We start from the raw sequence: 17,140 nt of genomic DNA on the forward strand, positions 1-17,140 counted from the left end.
TTAATGATGGTTTCATTCGTGAAAAGACCGTAGCAATAGCCACGGTCCTTTTCATTGCTTCACGAATCAGAAATTAACCTTTCTGAGCCAGTGCAACTTCTTCAGCAAAACTCAGGCTTTCTTGCTTTTCAATGCCTTCACCGACTTCAAGACGGACAAACGCAGAAACAGAAGCACCTTTTTCTTTCAGGATTTCGCCGACAGATTTCTTAGGTTCCATCACGAAAGGCTGACCAGTCAGAGAAACTTCGCCTGTGAATTTTTTCATCCGGCCTTCAACCATTTTCTCTGCGATTTCTTTTGGCTTACCTTCATTCATCGCGATTTCAACCTGAACTTCACGCTCTTTCGCAACAACGTCAGCAGGTACATCATCAGGTGTTACATATTCAGGGCGAGATGCAGCAACATGCATTGCGATGTGCTTAAGTGTCTCAGCGTCGCCTTCACCGGCAACAACAACACCAATTTTCTCACCGTGACGATAAGACGCCATCGCTGAACCTTTAATATACTGAACACGACGGATAGTGACGTTCTCACCAATTTTTGCAACCAGTGCAACACGTGTGTCTTCAAATTTAGCCTGAAGTTCTTCTACAGATGCTTTAGAAGCAAGGGCTTCAGCAGCCACTTCATTGGCAAATGCGCCAAAGTTTTCATCTTTCGCAACAAAATCAGTTTGGCAGTTCACTTCAAGAAGCGCGGCAATGCCTTCACCTTCTTTGATGATGATCGCACCTTCAGCTGCCAGGTTACCTGCTTTTTTAGCAGCTTTAGCAGCACCACTTTTACGCATGTTTTCGATTGCAAGTTCAATGTCGCCGTCTGTTTCAACAAGCGCTTTCTTACATTCCATCATACCTGCGCCAGTACGCTCGCGCAGTTCTTTTACTAGAGCAGCAGTAACAGCCATTCTCTATTCCTCGATTGATTCTGGATATGGTAAAAATTAGGGGCCAGTGTGCGGCCCCCAATGTTAACTATAACCTAGTCGATATGTCACAAATGTTGCACATCTGACTAAGTGTGACTCAGAGCCGCAATTATTCAGCTTCTACGAAGCCATCTTTTTCAGCAACAGCAGCAACATCTTTGTTACGGCCTTCACTGATAGATGAAGCAGCAGCATTCAGATAAAGTTGAACTGCACGGATTGCATCATCGTTACCTGGGATAATATAGTCAACACCATCTGGGTTAGAGTTCGTATCAACGACTGCGAATACAGGGATACCCAGATTGTTCGCTTCTTTAACTGCGATGTGCTCATGATCAGCATCGATGATGAACAGAGCGTCTGGTAAACCACCCATATCTTTGATACCACCAAGAGATTTCTCGAGCTTCTCCATTTCGCGAGTACGCATCAGAGCTTCTTTCTTGGTCAGCTTGTCGAAAGTACCGTCTGTTGATTGAGATTCAAGGTCTTTCAGACGCTTGATTGACTGACGAACGGTTTTCCAGTTTGTTAACATGCCACCTAACCAGCGGTTGTTAACATAGTATTGGTTGCTTGCTAATGCAGCTTCTTTTACAGATTCAGATGCAGCGCGCTTTGTCCCTACAAACAGAACTTTTCCTTTTTTCTCACCGATTTTTGCCAGCTCAGCCAGCGCTTCGTTGAACATTGGAACAGTTTTTTCTAGGTTAATGATATGAACACGGTTACGAGCACCGAAAATGAAAGGCTTCATTTTTGGATTCCAGTAACGAGTCTGGTGACCGAAGTGAACACCAGCTTTCAGCATATCGCGCATTGATACAGTTGCCATATTTTCATCCTCTATGGGGTTAGGCCTCCACATCCCCCATGCATCCGACCTTTGAACTTTTTCATCAAAGGCACCCCGGAACACGTGTCGGAATGTGTGTGATTTAAAGAAGTAAATGGAAGGAATGCAAAAAGACTCATATCTTTTGTGTGAGATAGGAATCGAGTCTGTCATTCCGGCGCGCTTTATATCATATTTTACTGCTGACTGGCTAGAAAAAAATGTCATCTGTCCCGGGTGGTCAGCGCTTAATATTCAGGTTTATCATGTTGCATTGATGTTGCTCGCTTGCGCTCCTGCCCGCGATTGTTAAAATAAGCTATCAGCACGATGCCGTGCATAGCAAATAAAATAGAGATTACCGATGTCTGTAAATATAAAAACTGCAGAAGAAATTGAAAAAATGCGTGTTGCCGGCCAGCTTGCGGCAGATGTACTTGAAATGATTGAACCTCACGTCAAACCCGGTGTAACGACAGAAGAATTGGATCAAATCTGCCATCGGTTCATCACAGAGACACAACAAGCCATTCCGGCTCCACTCAATTATCATGGCTTCACAAAATCTATCTGTACGTCTATCAATCATGTTGTCTGTCACGGTATTCCGGCAACTGAAGATAGTTCATACGGTCAGATTCCGCGCCCCGCGGTACTTAAAGACGGTGATATCATCAACATTGACATCACTGTCATTAAAGATGGATACCACGGTGATACATCCAGAATGTTTTTGGTCGGAGATGTTTCTCCGGCAGATAAACGTCTATGTATGGTGGCACAAGAAAGTCTTTATCTGGCGATGAAAGTGGTGAAACCCGGTATTCAGTTGGGTGAAATCGGCACCGCGATCGAAAAATACATCAAAACAAATAATAAAAATAATCCGCGGATGAAGTTTTCGATTGTAAAAGATTACTGTGGTCACGGTATCGGAGCCGGGTTCCATGAAGAGCCACAAGTTGTTCACTATAAAAACGGTGACCGGACTGTCCTACAGGCAGGTATGACATTTACCATCGAACCGATGATTAATGCAGGTAAATTTAGCTGTCGTCTGGACGATGAAGACGGATGGACGGTCTATACCGCTGACGGTAAAAATTCAGCACAGTGGGAACATACACTCCTCGTTACCGATACCGGTTGTGAAGTGCTCACCTTACGCAAAGACGAAACCATTCCCCGTCATTTACACAATATCTAACTCATAAGCAGCCTGTATGTCGTGATATTTTCTGACATTGCAGGCTCTCCTCTCAATGTCGAGGCAGCACATTACGCCGGACAATGTGAACTCGCGCCATCATGACTGTTTTTTCCACTTATTTTTCCATTGCGGTGCACAGGGAAAGGTAGGCTTCTGCATGTATCTTTGATAGATTCATATTTTACAATTAAGATGTATGTCGCATGGATGCTACTAATATGCATGTTCAATCCCCACTTACACTAGACGATGAACAACTCACGCTCGCATCGCTGAAAAATCAGCTGGAAATGTTTGCCGATGAGCAAAAACAACTGTTTCTCAATGCGCATTCAGTGCCGGATCTGGTTTATGGCCGTGCAGAGTATATGGATCAATTGCTGCAACGTTTATGGCAGTTTTATAATTTTCATCAGATCGATGGCATCACACTGATTGCAGTTGGTGGCTATGGCAGAAAAGAACTTCACCCGCTGTCAGATATTGATATTTTAATTCTTTGCAGACAAAAACTTCCGCCCCAAGTTCAGACCCAAATCAGTAAATTCATCACACTACTCTGGGATTTAAAACTCGAAGTCGGTCACGCCGTCAGAACAATTGAAGAGTGCAGTCTGATTGGCCGTGAAGATTTAACCGTCGCCACCAACCTGCAGGAAGCCAGAAGGCTTGCCGGTTGTGAAGAGATATATCATCAACTCAAACTGATCATTCTATCGGAATCGTTCTGGCCGACAGAGACATTCTACCGGGCTAAGATTGAAGAACAGAAAGCGCGTCATGCCCGTTATCACGATACGACCTACAATCTGGAACCCGATATCAAATCGACACCCGGTGGATTGAGAGACATCCATACACTCAGTTGGATAGCCAGACGACATTTCGGCGCGACCTCACTGTTTGAAATGAGTAGTCACGGTTTTCTCACCGATGCTGAATACCGAGAGCTGGCAGAATGTCAGGAGTTCTTATGGCGGATTCGTTTTGCGCTGCATCTGGAACTCAAACGCTACGATAATCGCCTGACGTTTGCTCATCAGGCTCAAGTGGCGCAACATCTTGGCTTTCAGGGAGAGGGCAACCATGCTGTTGAAATGATGATGAAAGAGTTCTACCGGACGCTGAGACGGGTCGCAGAACTGAATAAGATGCTGCTCAAACTCTTTGATCAGGCGATTCTCGATGAAGACGAATCTCTTCTGCCGACAATTCTCAATCAGCATTTTCAAAAACGGGGCAACCTCATAGAACTCCGAACCGAAGGGCTGTTCCAACACCATCCGGAAACCATTCTGGATATGTTTATCCACATTGCAAATGATTCTCAGATTGAAGGTGTGTCTCCGACGACCATGAGACAGCTCAGAACAGCCCGACGCCGCCTCAGTTACTTTTTACACACCCTGCCTTCAGCCCGAGAAAAATTCATGGAATTGGTCCGCCATCCCAATGCCCTGACCAAAGCTTTCAGCCTGATGCATCGTCATGGTGTCTTATCTGCGTATCTGCCGCAGTGGAGTCACATTGTCGGACAAATGCAGTTCGACCTCTTTCATGTCTATACCGTCGATGAACACAGCATTCGTTTACTCAAACATATCCGGATTTTCAGTGACCCCAAAAATCACGAACACCATCCGATCTGCTGTGAAGTCTACCCGCGCCTGCAAAAGAAAGAGTTACTGATCCTCGCAGCTATCTTCCATGATATCGGGAAAGGACGTGGCGGTGATCATTCAGAAATCGGTGCGGCAGAAGCCTATGATTTCTGTATTGAGCATGGCTTATCAAAACCTGAAGCAAAATTGGTATCATGGCTGGTTCAAAATCACTTACTGATGTCAGTCACAGCACAACGACGCGATATTTATGATCCGGAAGTGATTATTGAGTTCGCCAAAACAGTTCGTGATGAAGAATATCTTGAATTTCTCGTCTGCCTCACTGTTGCGGACATTTGTGCAACAAATCCAGAGTTATGGAATAGTTGGAAAAGAACCTTACTGGCAGAACTGTTTTATTCAACGCAGCGGGCACTCCGCCGAGGTCTGGAAAATCCGGTCGATGTCAGAGAGCGAATCCGCCACAACCAGCAGCTTTCTTCCGCTTTATTAAGAAAAGAAGGGTTCAGTCTGCAAGAAATTGATTCGTTGTGGCAACGTTTCAAAGCAGACTATTTCTTACGCCACACACATAAGCAAATCGCTTGGCATTGCACGCATATATTACGCCACCAAGCCCCAGATGAACCGCTGATTTTAATCAGCAAGAAAGCCACGCGTGGCGGCACGGAAATTTTTGTTTATACCAAAGATCAACATGCACTGTTTGCCACGGTTGTTGCCGAACTCGATCGCAAAGGGCTGAACGTTCATGATGCTCAAATCATGACCAGCAAGGATGGTTATGCGCTCGATACATTTATGGTATTGGATCAAAATGGAGATACCATTGATGCAGAACGCCATCAAACACTGACATCCCATCTCCACAGAGCTATCGGAAAAGGGACGCCTGCCCTGCATAAAACCCGCAGAACCCCCAGCAACTTAAAACACTTTAAAGTCAAAACACAGGTCGACTTTCTGCCGACCAAAAGTAAAAAACGCACACTCGTTGAATTTGTAGCACTGGATATGCCCGGGTTACTCGCAACCGTCGGCGCAACATTTTCCGAGTTGGGATTCGATATTCACGGTGCCAAAATCACAACTATCGGTGAAAGGGCAGAAGACTTATTCATTATTACCAGTACCACTCATGGTAAGCTAAGCATAGAAGAGCAGGAAAATCTGAGACAGGTTTTGATTGAGAACGTGGATGCACTGATGCCCCATTAAGCGGCATCAGCCTCTCCTTAAACCGGATATCAATAGAGCGATCTATACCACAACTTTCAATGCAAAATAGGAACATGCGCTATCTCAACCGATAAGAGACTGATACATTGATATTATCACCAGTCACCGGAGAGACAGCCCATGTTCCCACACCTCAGCAATCTTGGAATCAATGATCCCAGCCAGATAGAACGCTATACCGTCCGTCAGGAAGCCCTGAAAGATGTGCTGAAAATTTATTTTCGTAAACAAAAAGGAGAATTGTTTGCGAAAAGTGTGAAATTTAAATACCCGCGACAAGTGAAGAATGTACTGGTCGATAGTGGTAGTCACCAATACAAAGAAGTCACCGAAATTAGTCGGAATCTCACCTTAGTTATTGATGAACTCAACCACATTACAACCCCGGAACAACTCTCCGAACAAGATCTGAAAGAAAAAATACTCAGTGATCTACGCCATCTGGAAAAAGTCGTAACCAGTAAGATTCAAGAAATTGAACATGATTTAATGAAATTAAAATGATGGATGAGGTTCCCATGGGGACCTCATTTTTACCTTACCACACGTGTATTTCAGCCAAACCATCCGCTGCTAAAACCGATCCCCGCCAGTACAACCCCTGATATCACACCGGCAAGCACATCATCACTCATAATGCCGAATCCGCCGGTGACATGCTGATCTAACCAACGAATCGGCCATGGCTTCACCATATCGAAAAAGCGAAATAACACAAAACCGATGATGATCCACGACCACTCTCCGCTCCCCTGTACCATATAAGGAACGATCAACATGGTAATCCAAAAACCGACAAATTCATCCCAGACAATAGAACCGTGATCATGCACCTGCATATCGTCTGACGTTTGCTGACAAATCTTTATACCGGCCAATGCAGCGATCAGCGTTACCCCCAGATAGGCCCAAAATGGCAATTGAGCCAGCAATAGATAAAATGGAATTGCCGCCAGCGTTCCCATAGTACCGGGAATAACCGGGGATAACCCACTGCCAAATCCCGTTGCCAGCAAATGCCAAGGGTTACTAAGGCACAACCGTTCGGTCGCTTTCATCAATTACTTCTCCTGCTGAAAATGATCATAACCTGTCAGCTCCCACGACAAGGGACTGCCTTCATGATGTAATTCCCACTGCCCCTGAGGTCGAATTTGTCCGATACAAGCCAGTGGTGTATCACAATGAGAAAGCGCACTTGCCAGTGAACCTTTATTTTCTTCCGAGACGGTAAAACAGAGTTCATATTCTTCACCGCTCGTTAATGCATACTGTTGTGCTTTGACCCTATCCCCCCCCAAATACTGTAACAGCACTTCGGAAACAGGCAGTCGACTCACGTCAATACTGGCTCCAACCCCTGACCCCGTCAGAATATGTTGTAGATCAGCAATCAAGCCATCAGAAATATCAATGGCAGCCGATGCCTGTTTTAATAATGACTGTCCGGCGAGAATTCTGGGGGTTGCAAAGTAGTGACGCTTTTCCAGCTCCCGTCCGACATCATCAAGTGCTGACGTCTGAGATAAAATCAGTTCTAATCCGGCTTTACTATCGCCCAGTGTACCTGTGACATAAATCCAGTCTCCGACCTTTGCACCGTTGCGAGTCAGCGCTTGCGTTTCCGGTACAAAACCATGCACGGTCAGTGTAATACTCAAAGGCCCCCGAGTGGTATCGCCACCGATCAATTGAATATTGTAGTAACTCGCTAACTCAAAGAAGGCATCGCAGAACCGCTTCAACCACACTGTATCGGTTTCAGGTAACGTCAAAGCCAGCGTACACCACGCCGGTGTTGCACCCATCGCGGCCAAATCACTTAAATTAGAGACCAAAGCTTTATGTGCGATCCAAGCCGGATCGACCTCGGGCAGAAAATGCGTTCCTGAGACCATTGTATCTGTACTGATCGCAAGACGGATCTGTTCAGGTACTTTTACAATCGCGCAATCATCGCCAATACCAAGATGAACATCTTTACGCTGTGTTTGTCGTTGCTTAAAGAAACGATCGATTAAACCAAATTCACCAGTCATAAATTTTTCCTGAATATGGGGAGATATGTATCATGCACATAAAAAAGGTCAGCTCTCGCTGACCTTCTTATTTTAATCGCTTTCTGGTAATTGCGTACACAGACTTATTGTGAGCACTTATTTCTTACGAACGTGAGGTGCCGCTTTATCCAGAACACCGTTGACAAATTTATGGCTGTCTTCGGCTGCAAAAGATTTTGCGAGTTCAATGGCTTCATTGATCACGACTTTATAAGGCACATCTTCGCGACGTGTCATCTCGTACATCGCCAAACGAAGTAAAGCCAGTTCCATCATATCCAGATCTTGCATCGGACGAGAAGCATAAGGGCGGATTTTACTATCCAGCTCAATGTGATTCTGCACGACACCGGCCAGCAGATCACGAAAATACTCAACATCTGTTTCAGGGGCACGCAATGCCGGCTCCGTCGAGTGATGCTCTTCATCATCATATTTATCACTAGAGAGAAACTGAGCCTCAATCGTTGAGACATTCTCACGGGTAATTTGCCAAGAATAAATAGCCTGTAAAGCAAACTGGCGTGCATTACGACGTGCGGCTGGTTTCACTGGAGCCCCCATTAGGAATCAATTGCAGAAAGAACATTAATCATTTCAAGTGCGCTCAGTGCAGCCTCTGCACCTTTATTACCAGCCTTGGTTCCTGCGCGCTCGATTGCTTGGTCGATAGTATCAACCGTCAAGACACCAAAAGCGACAGGCAGGCTATACTCCATAGAAACCTGAGCTAAGCCTTTATTACACTCATTACAAACATAGTCAAAATGTGGCGTACCGCCCCGGATCACTGTCCCAAGAGAGACAATCGCATCAAACTGACCGGTTTTTGCGACTCGCTGCGCAACGAGCGGCAGTTCAACAGCCCCCGGGCAACGAACAACCGTAATATTCTCATCACTTATCTGACCATGACGTTTCAACGTGTCAATTGCACCGGAAAGTAAACTTTCATTAATAAAACTATTAAACCGTGAAATGACAATCGCAATTTTCGCGTGAGGTGCCGGGAAACCTCCCTCAATCACTTTCATAAACTTTCCTTAAAACTCTGTTCATCAGCGAGAATCGGCGGATTCTAGCATAGTTCCATCATTAATTTCTAATGGTATTTAAAGACGCCCGCAAACAGATTTCCTGTTTTATCTGAGCGTCGTCCTCGGATGATTACTGACTGATATACTCAACAACATTCAGCCCAAACCCACCCAATGCATGATATTTCTTATTTGCGGAGGAGAGCAACTTCATATCAGTGACTCCCAGGTCGGCAAGAATCTGTGAACCGACACCGACACGCCGGGAGGTTCCTTGTTTTTTCGCCATGGCAGGCGCTTCACCTTTATCTTGTAATTCAAACATCTTCACCCGATGGATAATCAGCTCCGATGATTCTTCATTACCGAGCAGAACCAGCACACCACCTTCAACACTAATGCGTTTCATCGCATCTTCAATGCTCCAGCTCCGGTCAGTGTTTCGATCGCTATGCAATACATCCGTGAAAGTGTTAATCAAGTGAACACGAACAAGAGGTACATCCTGCTCGGCTTTCTCTTTAACCAGTGCGTAATGAACCTGATTATCGATCACATCACGATAAGTGATTAAATCGAATTCGCCATAAGCAGTTGGCAACTGACAGGTTGCAACACGCTCAATGGTAGTTTCCGTGTTATTTCGGTATTCAATCAGATCAGCAATCGTCCCCAGCTTAATTTGGTGTTTCTCTGCAAACACTTCCAAATCCGGACGTCTTGCCATACTGCCGTCTTCTTTAAGAATTTCGACAATGACCGAAGCAGGTTCCAGACCGGCTAATCTTGCCAAATCGCATCCGGCTTCAGTATGTCCGGCGCGAATCAATACGCCCCCGTCCTGAGCGGCAAGCGGGAAAATATGCCCTGGCTGAACGAGATCGGAAGCCTTTGCATCCGGTGCAACTGCCGCCTGAACAGTCCGGGCACGATCACCGGCTGAAATACCGGTAGTGACGCCCTCAGCTGCTTCAATCGAAACCGTAAAATTAGTGGTAAACTGGGCGTTATTATCTTGAACCATCGGAGCCAGTCCCAAACGCTGACAACGCTCTTTGGTCATTGTCAGACAAATCAGCCCCCGCCCATGCGTTGCCATAAAATTAATCGCTTCTGGTGTAATATGCTCAGCGGCAATGATCATATCACCTTCATTTTCGCGATCTTCATCGTCCATCAGGATAACTATTTTACCCTGACGAATATCTTCGATAATTTCTTGGGGGGTGCTAATTGCCATCGTTTTTATCCTCGGTACTGAATTTAGTCTATTGCCTTGTATGATGTTTTAATGCGATTTCAAACAACAAGTTGTCATCATTCAAGCAAAACCATTTTGCTGCAAAAATTCGAATGTCATGGAAGCTCTCTGTTCATGTTTTTCAGAGGCTCCGGCACTCAGTAGTCGTTCCAGATAGCGAGCCATAACATCAACTTCAAGATTTACTTGTCGTCCGACCCGGAATGAGTGAATCGTCGTTTCTGACGATGTATGGGGAATAATCGTCAGTTTAAAAGCGTTGTGACGTAATGCATTGACGGTCAGGCTGATGCCATCCACTGTAATTGAGCCCTTTTCTGCCACATAACGGGAAATGTCTTCCGGTAAAGCAATCCAGAATTCAATCGCTCGCCCGACCTGAGCCCGCTCAACAATCTCACCAACACCATCGACATGGCCGGAAACAATATGTCCGCCAAACCGGGTGGTCGGTAACATAGCCTTTTCCAGATTCACGCGATCCCCGACCTGAGCGTGGGCAAAACTCGACTTATTGAGAGTTTCCAGTGATAAATCAGCTGTGTAGCGGCTCTCTGTCATTTCGACAACGGTCAGACACACACCATTGGTCGCAATGCTGTCACCCGGTTTTACGTCTGACATATCCAGTGAACCAACGTCAACCTGAATGGAGACATCCTCGCCTTTCGGGATGATCGCTGTGAGAGTCCCGATAGATTCAACAATACCAGTAAACATGATGTTACTCTTATATTTTTACTTTGGGGAATGATACTGCGGTATCACAGTCATACGAATGTCGGAGCCAACCCGAACCACATCAGAAATCTCAAGCTGAAATACATCTTGCATCGATTCGAAACCAAACCGGCCAAACAATCCTCGGCCGTCACTGCCCATTAATTTAGGTGCCAGATAGAGAATAATTTCATCAACCAACTGTTGCGATAGCAATGCCTGAGAGAGTGTCGCACCGGCTTCTACCCAAAGATGGTTCACTTGATGCTTGTCTGCTAATTGGCGTAAAAGAGAACGCAGATCGAGCTTACCGCTAGCATCTAAAGCAACACAGATGTCTGCTTTGTCCTGCCCGACGGTCAGCACAGCACCAGCGCCATCATAAAGCTTCAGTCCGTCATGTAAGCGGTGGTGTTGATCTAAAATGACCCGGACCGGTTGGCGGATATCAGCCACAGGATAAACCTGACAAACCGATTCAGGAAGCGCATGACGCCGAACAGTCAATGCAGCATCATCCGCAATCACCGTTTGACTGGTTGACAAGATTGCACTGGCTTTGGCCCGAAATTTTTGCACATCGGTCCGGGCTTGCGGCGATGTGATCCATTGGCTGACACCGTTGGCTAAAGCTGTCTGCCCGTCAAGGCTCGCTGCCATTTTCAACTGCACCCAAGGCATTCCGGTTTTCATTCGTTTGAGAAAAGCCGGATTGAGTGCGACTGCATCCGTTTCCATTAATCCGGTCAGGACTTCAATGCCCGCTGCTTGCAACATTGCAATGCCACGGCCGGCGACTTGCGGATTGGGATCTTGCATCGCACAAATAACTTTCGCCACCCCAGCCTGAATCAAACCTTCAGCACAAGGAGGCGTCCGGCCATAATGGGAGCAAGGTTCCAGCGTAACATAAGCTGTTGCGCCTTTGGCTTGTGCACCAGCCTGTCGTAGTGCGTGGACTTCCGCATGGGGGCCACCAGCCTGTACATGATAGCCTTCCCCGACAACCTGACCGGCTTTAGCTAAAACACAGCCGACATTGGGATTCGGGGTTGTTGTGTAAACGCCCCGCTTTGCTAACGCGATCGCTCTTGACATCATTTGATAGTCAAACGCGCTAAAAACACTCATCAATACAGCCTTCTAGTCTTCCAGTTTGGCAATCTCTTCACCAAATTCCCGAATATCTTCGAAACTCCGGTAAACCGAGGCGAAACGAATGTAAGCGACTTTATCCAGCTCTTTCAGCTGTTCCATCACCAAGTTACCAATCAAATCGCTGGGTACTTCTCGTTCACCCGTCGCTCGCAATCGCGACTTAATCGTGCTGATTGACAGATCAATGGCATCAGCACTGACCGGCCGCTTTTCCAGCGCCCTCAGCATACCATTAATCATTTTATCCTCATCAAACGGTTCACGATTGCCATTTGACTTAATCACTCTTGGCATCACGAGCTCTGCAGTTTCAAATGTTGTAAACCGCTCATGACAAGCCAGACACTGTCGGCGGCGACGCACTTGGTGCCCATCGGCAACCAAACGAGAATCGATCACTTTCGTATCATTTTCCGAACAAAAAGGACAATGCATAACACCTCCACTCCAATCAGAGTGAGTTTAACGGAATTGCTGACAGGAGGGAAAGAAAAAGGGGCAAAAATGCCCGCTTATCGCACAATCCATTTAATTCATCTGAAAATATCAACTTCTGGACAAATAATCAGCCCGGCCAACCCACTTATAGCTGGTCAGTTCTTCCAACCCCATCGGACCCCGGGCGTGTAATTTCTGTGTTGAAACAGCAACTTCAGCCCCTAACTCAAACTGAGCACCGTCAGTAAAGCGGGTTGAAGCATTCACATATACCGCAGCAGAATCGACAGCATTAATAAATTGTTCGGCGTGATCAAGCCGATTGGTCAAAATTGCATCCGAGTGGCTGGCATGATGATCACGCATATGTTCAATGGCTTGATCAATACTCTCAACCACTTTCACACCAAGCGTATAACTCAGCCACTCCGTATCAAAATCACCATCCTGAGCAGCCCTTAGCGATGCCGCACCGGCCAAACCACCCTGAGCTGATGCATCAGCCACAAACGTCACCTTATCGTTTAGACGCTGAACTAACCGGGGTAAAAACTCATCAGCAATCTGCGCATGAACCAATAGGGTATCCAAGGCGTTACAAGCAGACGGACGTTGCACTTTTGCATTTTCAATGACGTCCAGAGACCGGCTCAGGTCAGCAGTATCGTCGACAAACATATGGCTGATACCAAATCCACCGATAATCACGGGAATGGTACTATTTTCCTGACACATCTTATGTAGTCCGGCACCACCGCGGGGGATGATCATATCAACGTATTGATCCATCTTCAGTAGCTCGCCGACCAACGCTCGTTCCGGATTCTCAATATATTGAACGGATGCTGCCGGTAAACCGGCTTTTTCCAATGATACTTGAATGACTTTGACCAAAGCCATATTCGAGTTAAACGTCTCTTTGCCGCCACGCAATATACTGGCGTTGCCGGTTTTCAAGCATAGCGCGGCAATATCGATCGTCACATTGGGTCGGGCTTCATAAATGACCCCAACCACACCCAGTGGCACGCGGCGGCGAGAAAGAGACATACCATTTTCCAGAATACGGCTATCCATTTCCCGGCCGACAGGATCCTGTAACCCCACCACATTGCGCACATCACCGGCAATGCCTGCCAAACGTTCTTTATTCAGCAACAACCGATCCAGCAAGGCATCACTTAACCCCGACTGACGCCCCTGCTCAATATCTTGGGCATTCGCCGCCAAAATTGCATCACAGTTTGCTTCCAGCTCGTCGGCAATGATTGTTAAAGCTCGGTTTTTCTGTGCCGTTGTTGCCGTTGATAATTGAAAAGCGGCCTCTTTAGCGGCTTTTCCCATCAATATTAGGTTCACGCTATACTTCCTTCTTATTCCTGAATGACGACCATATCGTCCCGGTGAATCACTTCGGAACCATAATCATGTCCCAGCAGTTCATGAATTTCTTTACTATGTTTTCCCTGAATAATCTCCAGATCCTGACTGGAATATGAAGAAATTCCCCGGGCAATCACCTGCCTTGACTGATTGAGAATAATTGCGACATCGCCCCGAGAGAATACCCCGTAAATTCCGATGATCCCTTTCGCCAGTAGACTACTCCCCTGAGAAACAACCGCATTCACAGCACCATCATCAATCATAATCTCACCGGATGCAGCAGGCCCTGCCAGAATCCAGCGTTTGCGATTTTCCAACGCTTCTTCCAGCGGCAAGAAACGGGTTCCTTGAGGATGTTCATTCAACGAATCCGCAATCACATTCGGAGCCCGGCCAGAAGCAATAATCACTTCAATTCCCGCACGGCGGGCAATATCCGCTGCTTGTAGCTTGGTTGCCATACCACCGGTGCCGAGTGTCGTGCCACTCCCGCCTGCGATTTTCCGCAGCGTATCATCAATTTTTTTGACTTCCCGAATCAACTCAGCATTCGGATCTTTACGCGGGTCTGCCGTAAATAATCCTTTTTGATCCGTTAAAAGCAGCAGCTTATCTGCACCACATAAAATACCGACCAACGCAGATAAATTATCATTATCACCGACTTTAATTTCAACGGTTGCCACAGCATCGTTCTCATTCACTATCGGGATAATGTCATGCTCTATCAAGGTATTCACAGTATCTCGTGCATTTAAAAAGCGCTCACGATCCTCTAAATCAGCACGTGTCAGTAACATCTGGCCGATTTTGAGGCCGTAGATCGAGAACAGAGATTCCCATATCTGAATGAGCTGGCTTTGACCGACTGCTGCCAGTAACTGTTTACTTGCAATTGTATTCGGTAATGCCGGATAGCCAAGATGTTCTCTGCCGGCGGCAATCGCCCCCGAAGAAACTAAAACAACGGCATGTCCCTGACGCTTCAGCTCAGCACACTGCCGGACAAGCTCTACCATTTGTGCCCGGTCAAGCGCTAGTGTTCCGCCAGTCAATACACTGGTTCCCAACTTGATAACAATTGTTTTTGATTGTTGTTCTTTTTCAGGTTGTTCTATTGCCATCATCAATCACACGATCTCAGTAGAATAAGAGAGATTCTTTTTAGCAATCAAAAGGGCAATTCACAAGTAGAAAAAGGTGCAATCGCACCTTTTTTAACACAATAAGAAAATAAGATAAGAATCATTTGTCGACTAACAGCGGATCACAGGTGGCTAGTTCGCAGCCGAATTTCTCTTTGAGTAATTTATCCAGCTTTTCGTGGAACGCTTTTTGAGTTCGATGAACTTCTTCTAATGCCGGAGACTGAGGTGTTTCAAGAACCCAGTTTCCGGCACGATCATACCGACCGATGGCATATTTTGCTTCGAACAGTTGTTCATCCGAGTGTGATAATGACATCCACCACCCCCAAAATTCCCTCACTTCCGGTGATTTTTTATCATTGACGCAAACGGCAAGACAATCAAACAGATAAGTTCCACTTTGGTATTGTTCTTCTCTCAAATATGGACCTAACAATTTAAAAGCTGCATTTAGTCGGTGATGAGTTGGTTCCTTACTCAATTCTGGCATTTCAGCACTCCTTTTTTACAGAATTGCATGTCACTCTAAAGATCAACAAAGCGCATATCTTTAAATAAAATAGCACAAAAAATCACTGCATTAGTTCATCTTCAAGCCAGTTTATCGCTAAATCGAGGGCTTGCTCATATCCGTGGAATAATGTCTTTGACTTAATCTCTTTTGCCCGACCACCAGCGCTGTAAGATGCAACTAATTGGTTATCTGAATGAGGGGATACCGGATCGCCCTCCAATCCCAAAGCCAGAATAGGCGTTTTGGTCTTTCTACCGGCAAGGAACCCTTGCGCTTTGAGCGACCACGCCCGCAGCTGCATTGATAAACTGTCGATATCGACCGCACTTTTTCCTAATCGGGATGCCAGTACATCCAGATACATCTTGGGCATTTGTTTCAGTTTTTCAGGAGAAGACAGAATATCATGCACCGGTGCCCCAAAAGCGATACAGGCTTTGATTTTACTGGATTCAACAAATGAGAGCCGAATCATCGCATTGCCGCCAAAGCGAAAGCCGATTAAGCCAACACGGTGGTGATCAACCCAAGGTAAGCGGGCAAGCTGATTGAGAACCGTTTGATGAAGGGCGGAAGTATCCTCAGTTAAAGACCATTGAGAGTTAAAGCCAATGGACGGCATATCCACGGTCAACATCGCAATATCTCTTTTGGCTAAATAGTCCCGGAATAAGCGCCACATATCGGTTTGCAAGCTATCCAGCCCTGCGGTCACAATGACAACTGGCTGAGGATGTTCTGTATGTGATAAATGCAGATGAGCAATAATTTTCTTGTTCTTATACGGAAATTCCAACTGTTTCACAACGTATGCAGAACGCTTTGCGGCTTCGGTATAAGCCGTATTTGCCAGAGCCTGAGCCTGAATGGCAAGACTGTCATTCTTCAGGTGAGGATAGCCGGCGATACTAAAACATAAGGAAGCCGCAAACATTCGATCAGCCGCGGCTTCCCCATCGAGTTCTCCGGACTCATGCTGATAACGGACACCCAATTTATTCCATTCATAAGCCCAGTTGCCTTGTCGGTACCCCATCACCGTATCCAGCCACTCATCGACGGTTCTGGAATGAGAGGAAGATGCAATCCGCGCTAAAACTTCTTCCTGATCTATCGAATTAATGCCTTGCCATGCCCATTGCATTCGCCTTAATGTCCGATACCAAGCGCCCTCAACTTTCTGAGTCACAAAACTCTGGCTACTCGGCATGTATTGGGTCAATGCAGAGGTTTCTTTCGCCTGTTTATGGTTGTCAAACAATCGCTCAGAAAGGTTTTCGCTGTTCTTGTTACTCTTCGGCATAAGTCGGGACCACTTCGGGAATGTTAAAATTCATCAAAAAAAAGTATCCACCGGCATAGCCGGTGGTTTTTCATATGCGCCTATAAGGCTCTCCTACTAGCAGCGCCCTAGCAGGCGCGTAGTGATCTGACATTTGCATATGACTACTTCCTGCGGCCCGTAAACGGGCTACCTGAATACGGGATCGACAATTGCTCTCCCATTTTATCCTGCTCTAGTTGCTGCTTAATGTAATTTTGTATCTTGCTCGTATTTTTACCTACCGT

Annotated in this window: 17 protein-coding genes and 1 pseudogene; 3 read left to right on the forward strand and 15 right to left on the reverse strand. The window is 46.2% G+C overall.

Annotated features, from left to right (window positions below):
* Positions 1 to 73 precede the first annotated feature (73 nt).
* Positions 74 to 916, reverse strand: coding sequence for a translation elongation factor Ts (gene tsf / locus VR7878_RS05535; protein ID WP_077334142.1), 843 nt, complete (start codon positions 914 to 916; stop codon positions 74 to 76).
* 130 nt (positions 917 to 1,046) lie between these two features.
* Complete coding sequence (gene rpsB / locus VR7878_RS05540) at positions 1,047 to 1,775, reverse strand: 30S ribosomal protein S2 (protein ID WP_139344013.1); 729 nt, start codon at positions 1,773 to 1,775, stop codon at positions 1,047 to 1,049.
* A gap of 364 nt (positions 1,776 to 2,139) precedes the next feature.
* Between rpsB and map the strand changes: the two genes are divergently transcribed.
* The 3 genes from map (at position 2,140) to VR7878_RS05560 (ending at position 6,353) form a co-directional block, all read left to right on the forward strand.
* A complete protein-coding gene (map, locus tag VR7878_RS05550) occupies positions 2,140 to 2,982 on the forward strand; it encodes a type I methionyl aminopeptidase (protein WP_077334148.1) in 843 nt (280 codons plus the stop codon).
* Positions 2,983 to 3,203: 221 nt separating this feature from the next.
* Positions 3,204 to 5,828, forward strand: a complete 2,625-nt coding sequence (gene glnD, locus VR7878_RS05555; protein ID WP_077334150.1) for a bifunctional uridylyltransferase/uridylyl-removing protein GlnD — start codon at positions 3,204 to 3,206, stop codon at positions 5,826 to 5,828.
* Between the two features lie 141 nt (positions 5,829 to 5,969).
* Positions 5,970 to 6,353, forward strand: a complete 384-nt coding sequence (locus VR7878_RS05560) for a DUF3461 family protein (protein ID WP_077334152.1) — start codon at positions 5,970 to 5,972, stop codon at positions 6,351 to 6,353.
* Positions 6,354 to 6,403: 50 nt separating this feature from the next.
* On the opposite strand, the gene pgpA is transcribed toward VR7878_RS05560, so the two are convergent.
* The 13 genes and pseudogenes from pgpA to VR7878_RS05625 form a co-directional block, all read right to left on the reverse strand.
* Positions 6,404 to 6,910: a phosphatidylglycerophosphatase A gene (pgpA, locus tag VR7878_RS05565; RefSeq protein ID WP_370737068.1), complete on the reverse strand. Its 507-nt coding sequence runs from the start codon at positions 6,908 to 6,910 to the stop codon at positions 6,404 to 6,406.
* On the reverse strand, positions 6,911 to 7,888 hold the full coding sequence (thiL, locus tag VR7878_RS05570) for a thiamine-phosphate kinase (protein ID WP_077334156.1): 978 nt from the start codon (positions 7,886 to 7,888) through the stop codon (positions 6,911 to 6,913). It abuts the gene before it with no gap.
* Positions 7,889 to 8,005: 117 nt separating this feature from the next.
* On the reverse strand, positions 8,006 to 8,473 hold the full coding sequence (gene nusB / locus VR7878_RS05575) for a transcription antitermination factor NusB (protein ID WP_077334158.1): 468 nt from the start codon (positions 8,471 to 8,473) through the stop codon (positions 8,006 to 8,008).
* Complete coding sequence (gene ribH / locus VR7878_RS05580) at positions 8,473 to 8,943, reverse strand: 6,7-dimethyl-8-ribityllumazine synthase (RefSeq protein ID WP_077334159.1); 471 nt, start codon at positions 8,941 to 8,943, stop codon at positions 8,473 to 8,475. Before ribH ends, nusB begins: the two co-directional genes overlap by 1 nt.
* Before the next feature lie 133 nt (positions 8,944 to 9,076).
* Positions 9,077 to 10,186, reverse strand: coding sequence for a bifunctional 3,4-dihydroxy-2-butanone-4-phosphate synthase/GTP cyclohydrolase II (gene ribBA / locus VR7878_RS05585; protein ID WP_077334161.1), 1,110 nt, complete (start codon positions 10,184 to 10,186; stop codon positions 9,077 to 9,079).
* Between the two features lie 81 nt (positions 10,187 to 10,267).
* Positions 10,268 to 10,927 carry a riboflavin synthase gene (locus VR7878_RS05590; protein ID WP_077334163.1) on the reverse strand — a complete coding sequence of 220 codons (660 nt, stop codon included), beginning with the start codon at positions 10,925 to 10,927 and terminating at the stop codon, positions 10,268 to 10,270.
* An 18-nt stretch (positions 10,928 to 10,945) separates the two neighbouring features.
* Positions 10,946 to 12,058 (reverse strand): bifunctional diaminohydroxyphosphoribosylaminopyrimidine deaminase/5-amino-6-(5-phosphoribosylamino)uracil reductase RibD, encoded by a 1,113-nt coding sequence (gene ribD, locus VR7878_RS05595; RefSeq protein WP_077334165.1) that lies wholly within the window; start codon positions 12,056 to 12,058, stop codon positions 10,946 to 10,948.
* Between the two features lie 12 nt (positions 12,059 to 12,070).
* A complete protein-coding gene (gene nrdR, locus VR7878_RS05600) occupies positions 12,071 to 12,520 on the reverse strand; it encodes a transcriptional regulator NrdR (RefSeq protein WP_077334167.1) in 450 nt (149 codons plus the stop codon).
* A 111-nt stretch (positions 12,521 to 12,631) separates the two neighbouring features.
* Positions 12,632 to 13,882, reverse strand: a complete 1,251-nt coding sequence (locus VR7878_RS05605; protein ID WP_077334169.1) for a glutamate-5-semialdehyde dehydrogenase — start codon at positions 13,880 to 13,882, stop codon at positions 12,632 to 12,634.
* A gap of 14 nt (positions 13,883 to 13,896) precedes the next feature.
* Positions 13,897 to 15,036 (reverse strand): glutamate 5-kinase, encoded by a 1,140-nt coding sequence (proB, locus tag VR7878_RS05610; RefSeq protein ID WP_139344014.1) that lies wholly within the window; start codon positions 15,034 to 15,036, stop codon positions 13,897 to 13,899.
* Between the two features lie 118 nt (positions 15,037 to 15,154).
* Positions 15,155 to 15,547, reverse strand: a complete 393-nt coding sequence (gene crl / locus VR7878_RS05615) for a sigma factor-binding protein Crl (RefSeq protein ID WP_077334171.1) — start codon at positions 15,545 to 15,547, stop codon at positions 15,155 to 15,157.
* Between the two features lie 82 nt (positions 15,548 to 15,629).
* Positions 15,630 to 16,874, reverse strand: coding sequence for an esterase FrsA (frsA, locus tag VR7878_RS05620; RefSeq protein WP_077334173.1), 1,245 nt, complete (start codon positions 16,872 to 16,874; stop codon positions 15,630 to 15,632).
* Positions 16,875 to 17,017: 143 nt separating this feature from the next.
* Positions 17,018 to 17,140 (reverse strand): annotated as a pseudogene (locus VR7878_RS05625) (IS200/IS605 family transposase); the annotation flags it as partial.

The organism is Vibrio ruber DSM 16370 (assembly GCF_900163965.1).
In the GTDB taxonomy this organism is placed as follows: domain Bacteria; phylum Pseudomonadota; class Gammaproteobacteria; order Enterobacterales; family Vibrionaceae; genus Vibrio; species Vibrio ruber.

What these genes read in the sequence shown, in the direction of transcription:
- tsf (WP_077334142.1), bottom strand. Translation starts at nt 916, where the DNA reads ATGGCTGTTACTGCTGCTCTAGTAAAAGAACTGCGCGAGCGTACTGGC.
- rpsB (WP_139344013.1), bottom strand. Translation starts at nt 1,775, where the DNA reads ATGGCAACTGTATCAATGCGCGATATGCTGAAAGCTGGTGTTCACTTC.
- map (WP_077334148.1), top strand. Translation starts at nt 2,140, where the DNA reads ATGTCTGTAAATATAAAAACTGCAGAAGAAATTGAAAAAATGCGTGTT.
- glnD (WP_077334150.1), top strand. Translation starts at nt 3,204, where the DNA reads ATGCATGTTCAATCCCCACTTACACTAGACGATGAACAACTCACGCTC.
- VR7878_RS05560 (WP_077334152.1), top strand. Translation starts at nt 5,970, where the DNA reads ATGTTCCCACACCTCAGCAATCTTGGAATCAATGATCCCAGCCAGATA.
- thiL (WP_077334156.1), bottom strand. Translation starts at nt 7,888, where the DNA reads ATGACTGGTGAATTTGGTTTAATCGATCGTTTCTTTAAGCAACGACAA.
- nusB (WP_077334158.1), bottom strand. Translation starts at nt 8,473, where the DNA reads ATGGGGGCTCCAGTGAAACCAGCCGCACGTCGTAATGCACGCCAGTTT.
- ribH (WP_077334159.1), bottom strand. Translation starts at nt 8,943, where the DNA reads ATGAAAGTGATTGAGGGAGGTTTCCCGGCACCTCACGCGAAAATTGCG.
- ribBA (WP_077334161.1), bottom strand. Translation starts at nt 10,186, where the DNA reads ATGGCAATTAGCACCCCCCAAGAAATTATCGAAGATATTCGTCAGGGT.
- VR7878_RS05590 (WP_077334163.1), bottom strand. Translation starts at nt 10,927, where the DNA reads ATGTTTACTGGTATTGTTGAATCTATCGGGACTCTCACAGCGATCATC.
- ribD (WP_077334165.1), bottom strand. Translation starts at nt 12,058, where the DNA reads ATGAGTGTTTTTAGCGCGTTTGACTATCAAATGATGTCAAGAGCGATC.
- nrdR (WP_077334167.1), bottom strand. Translation starts at nt 12,520, where the DNA reads ATGCATTGTCCTTTTTGTTCGGAAAATGATACGAAAGTGATCGATTCT.
- proB (WP_139344014.1), bottom strand. Translation starts at nt 15,036, where the DNA reads ATGATGGCAATAGAACAACCTGAAAAAGAACAACAATCAAAAACAATT.
- crl (WP_077334171.1), bottom strand. Translation starts at nt 15,547, where the DNA reads ATGCCAGAATTGAGTAAGGAACCAACTCATCACCGACTAAATGCAGCT.
- frsA (WP_077334173.1), bottom strand. Translation starts at nt 16,874, where the DNA reads ATGCCGAAGAGTAACAAGAACAGCGAAAACCTTTCTGAGCGATTGTTT.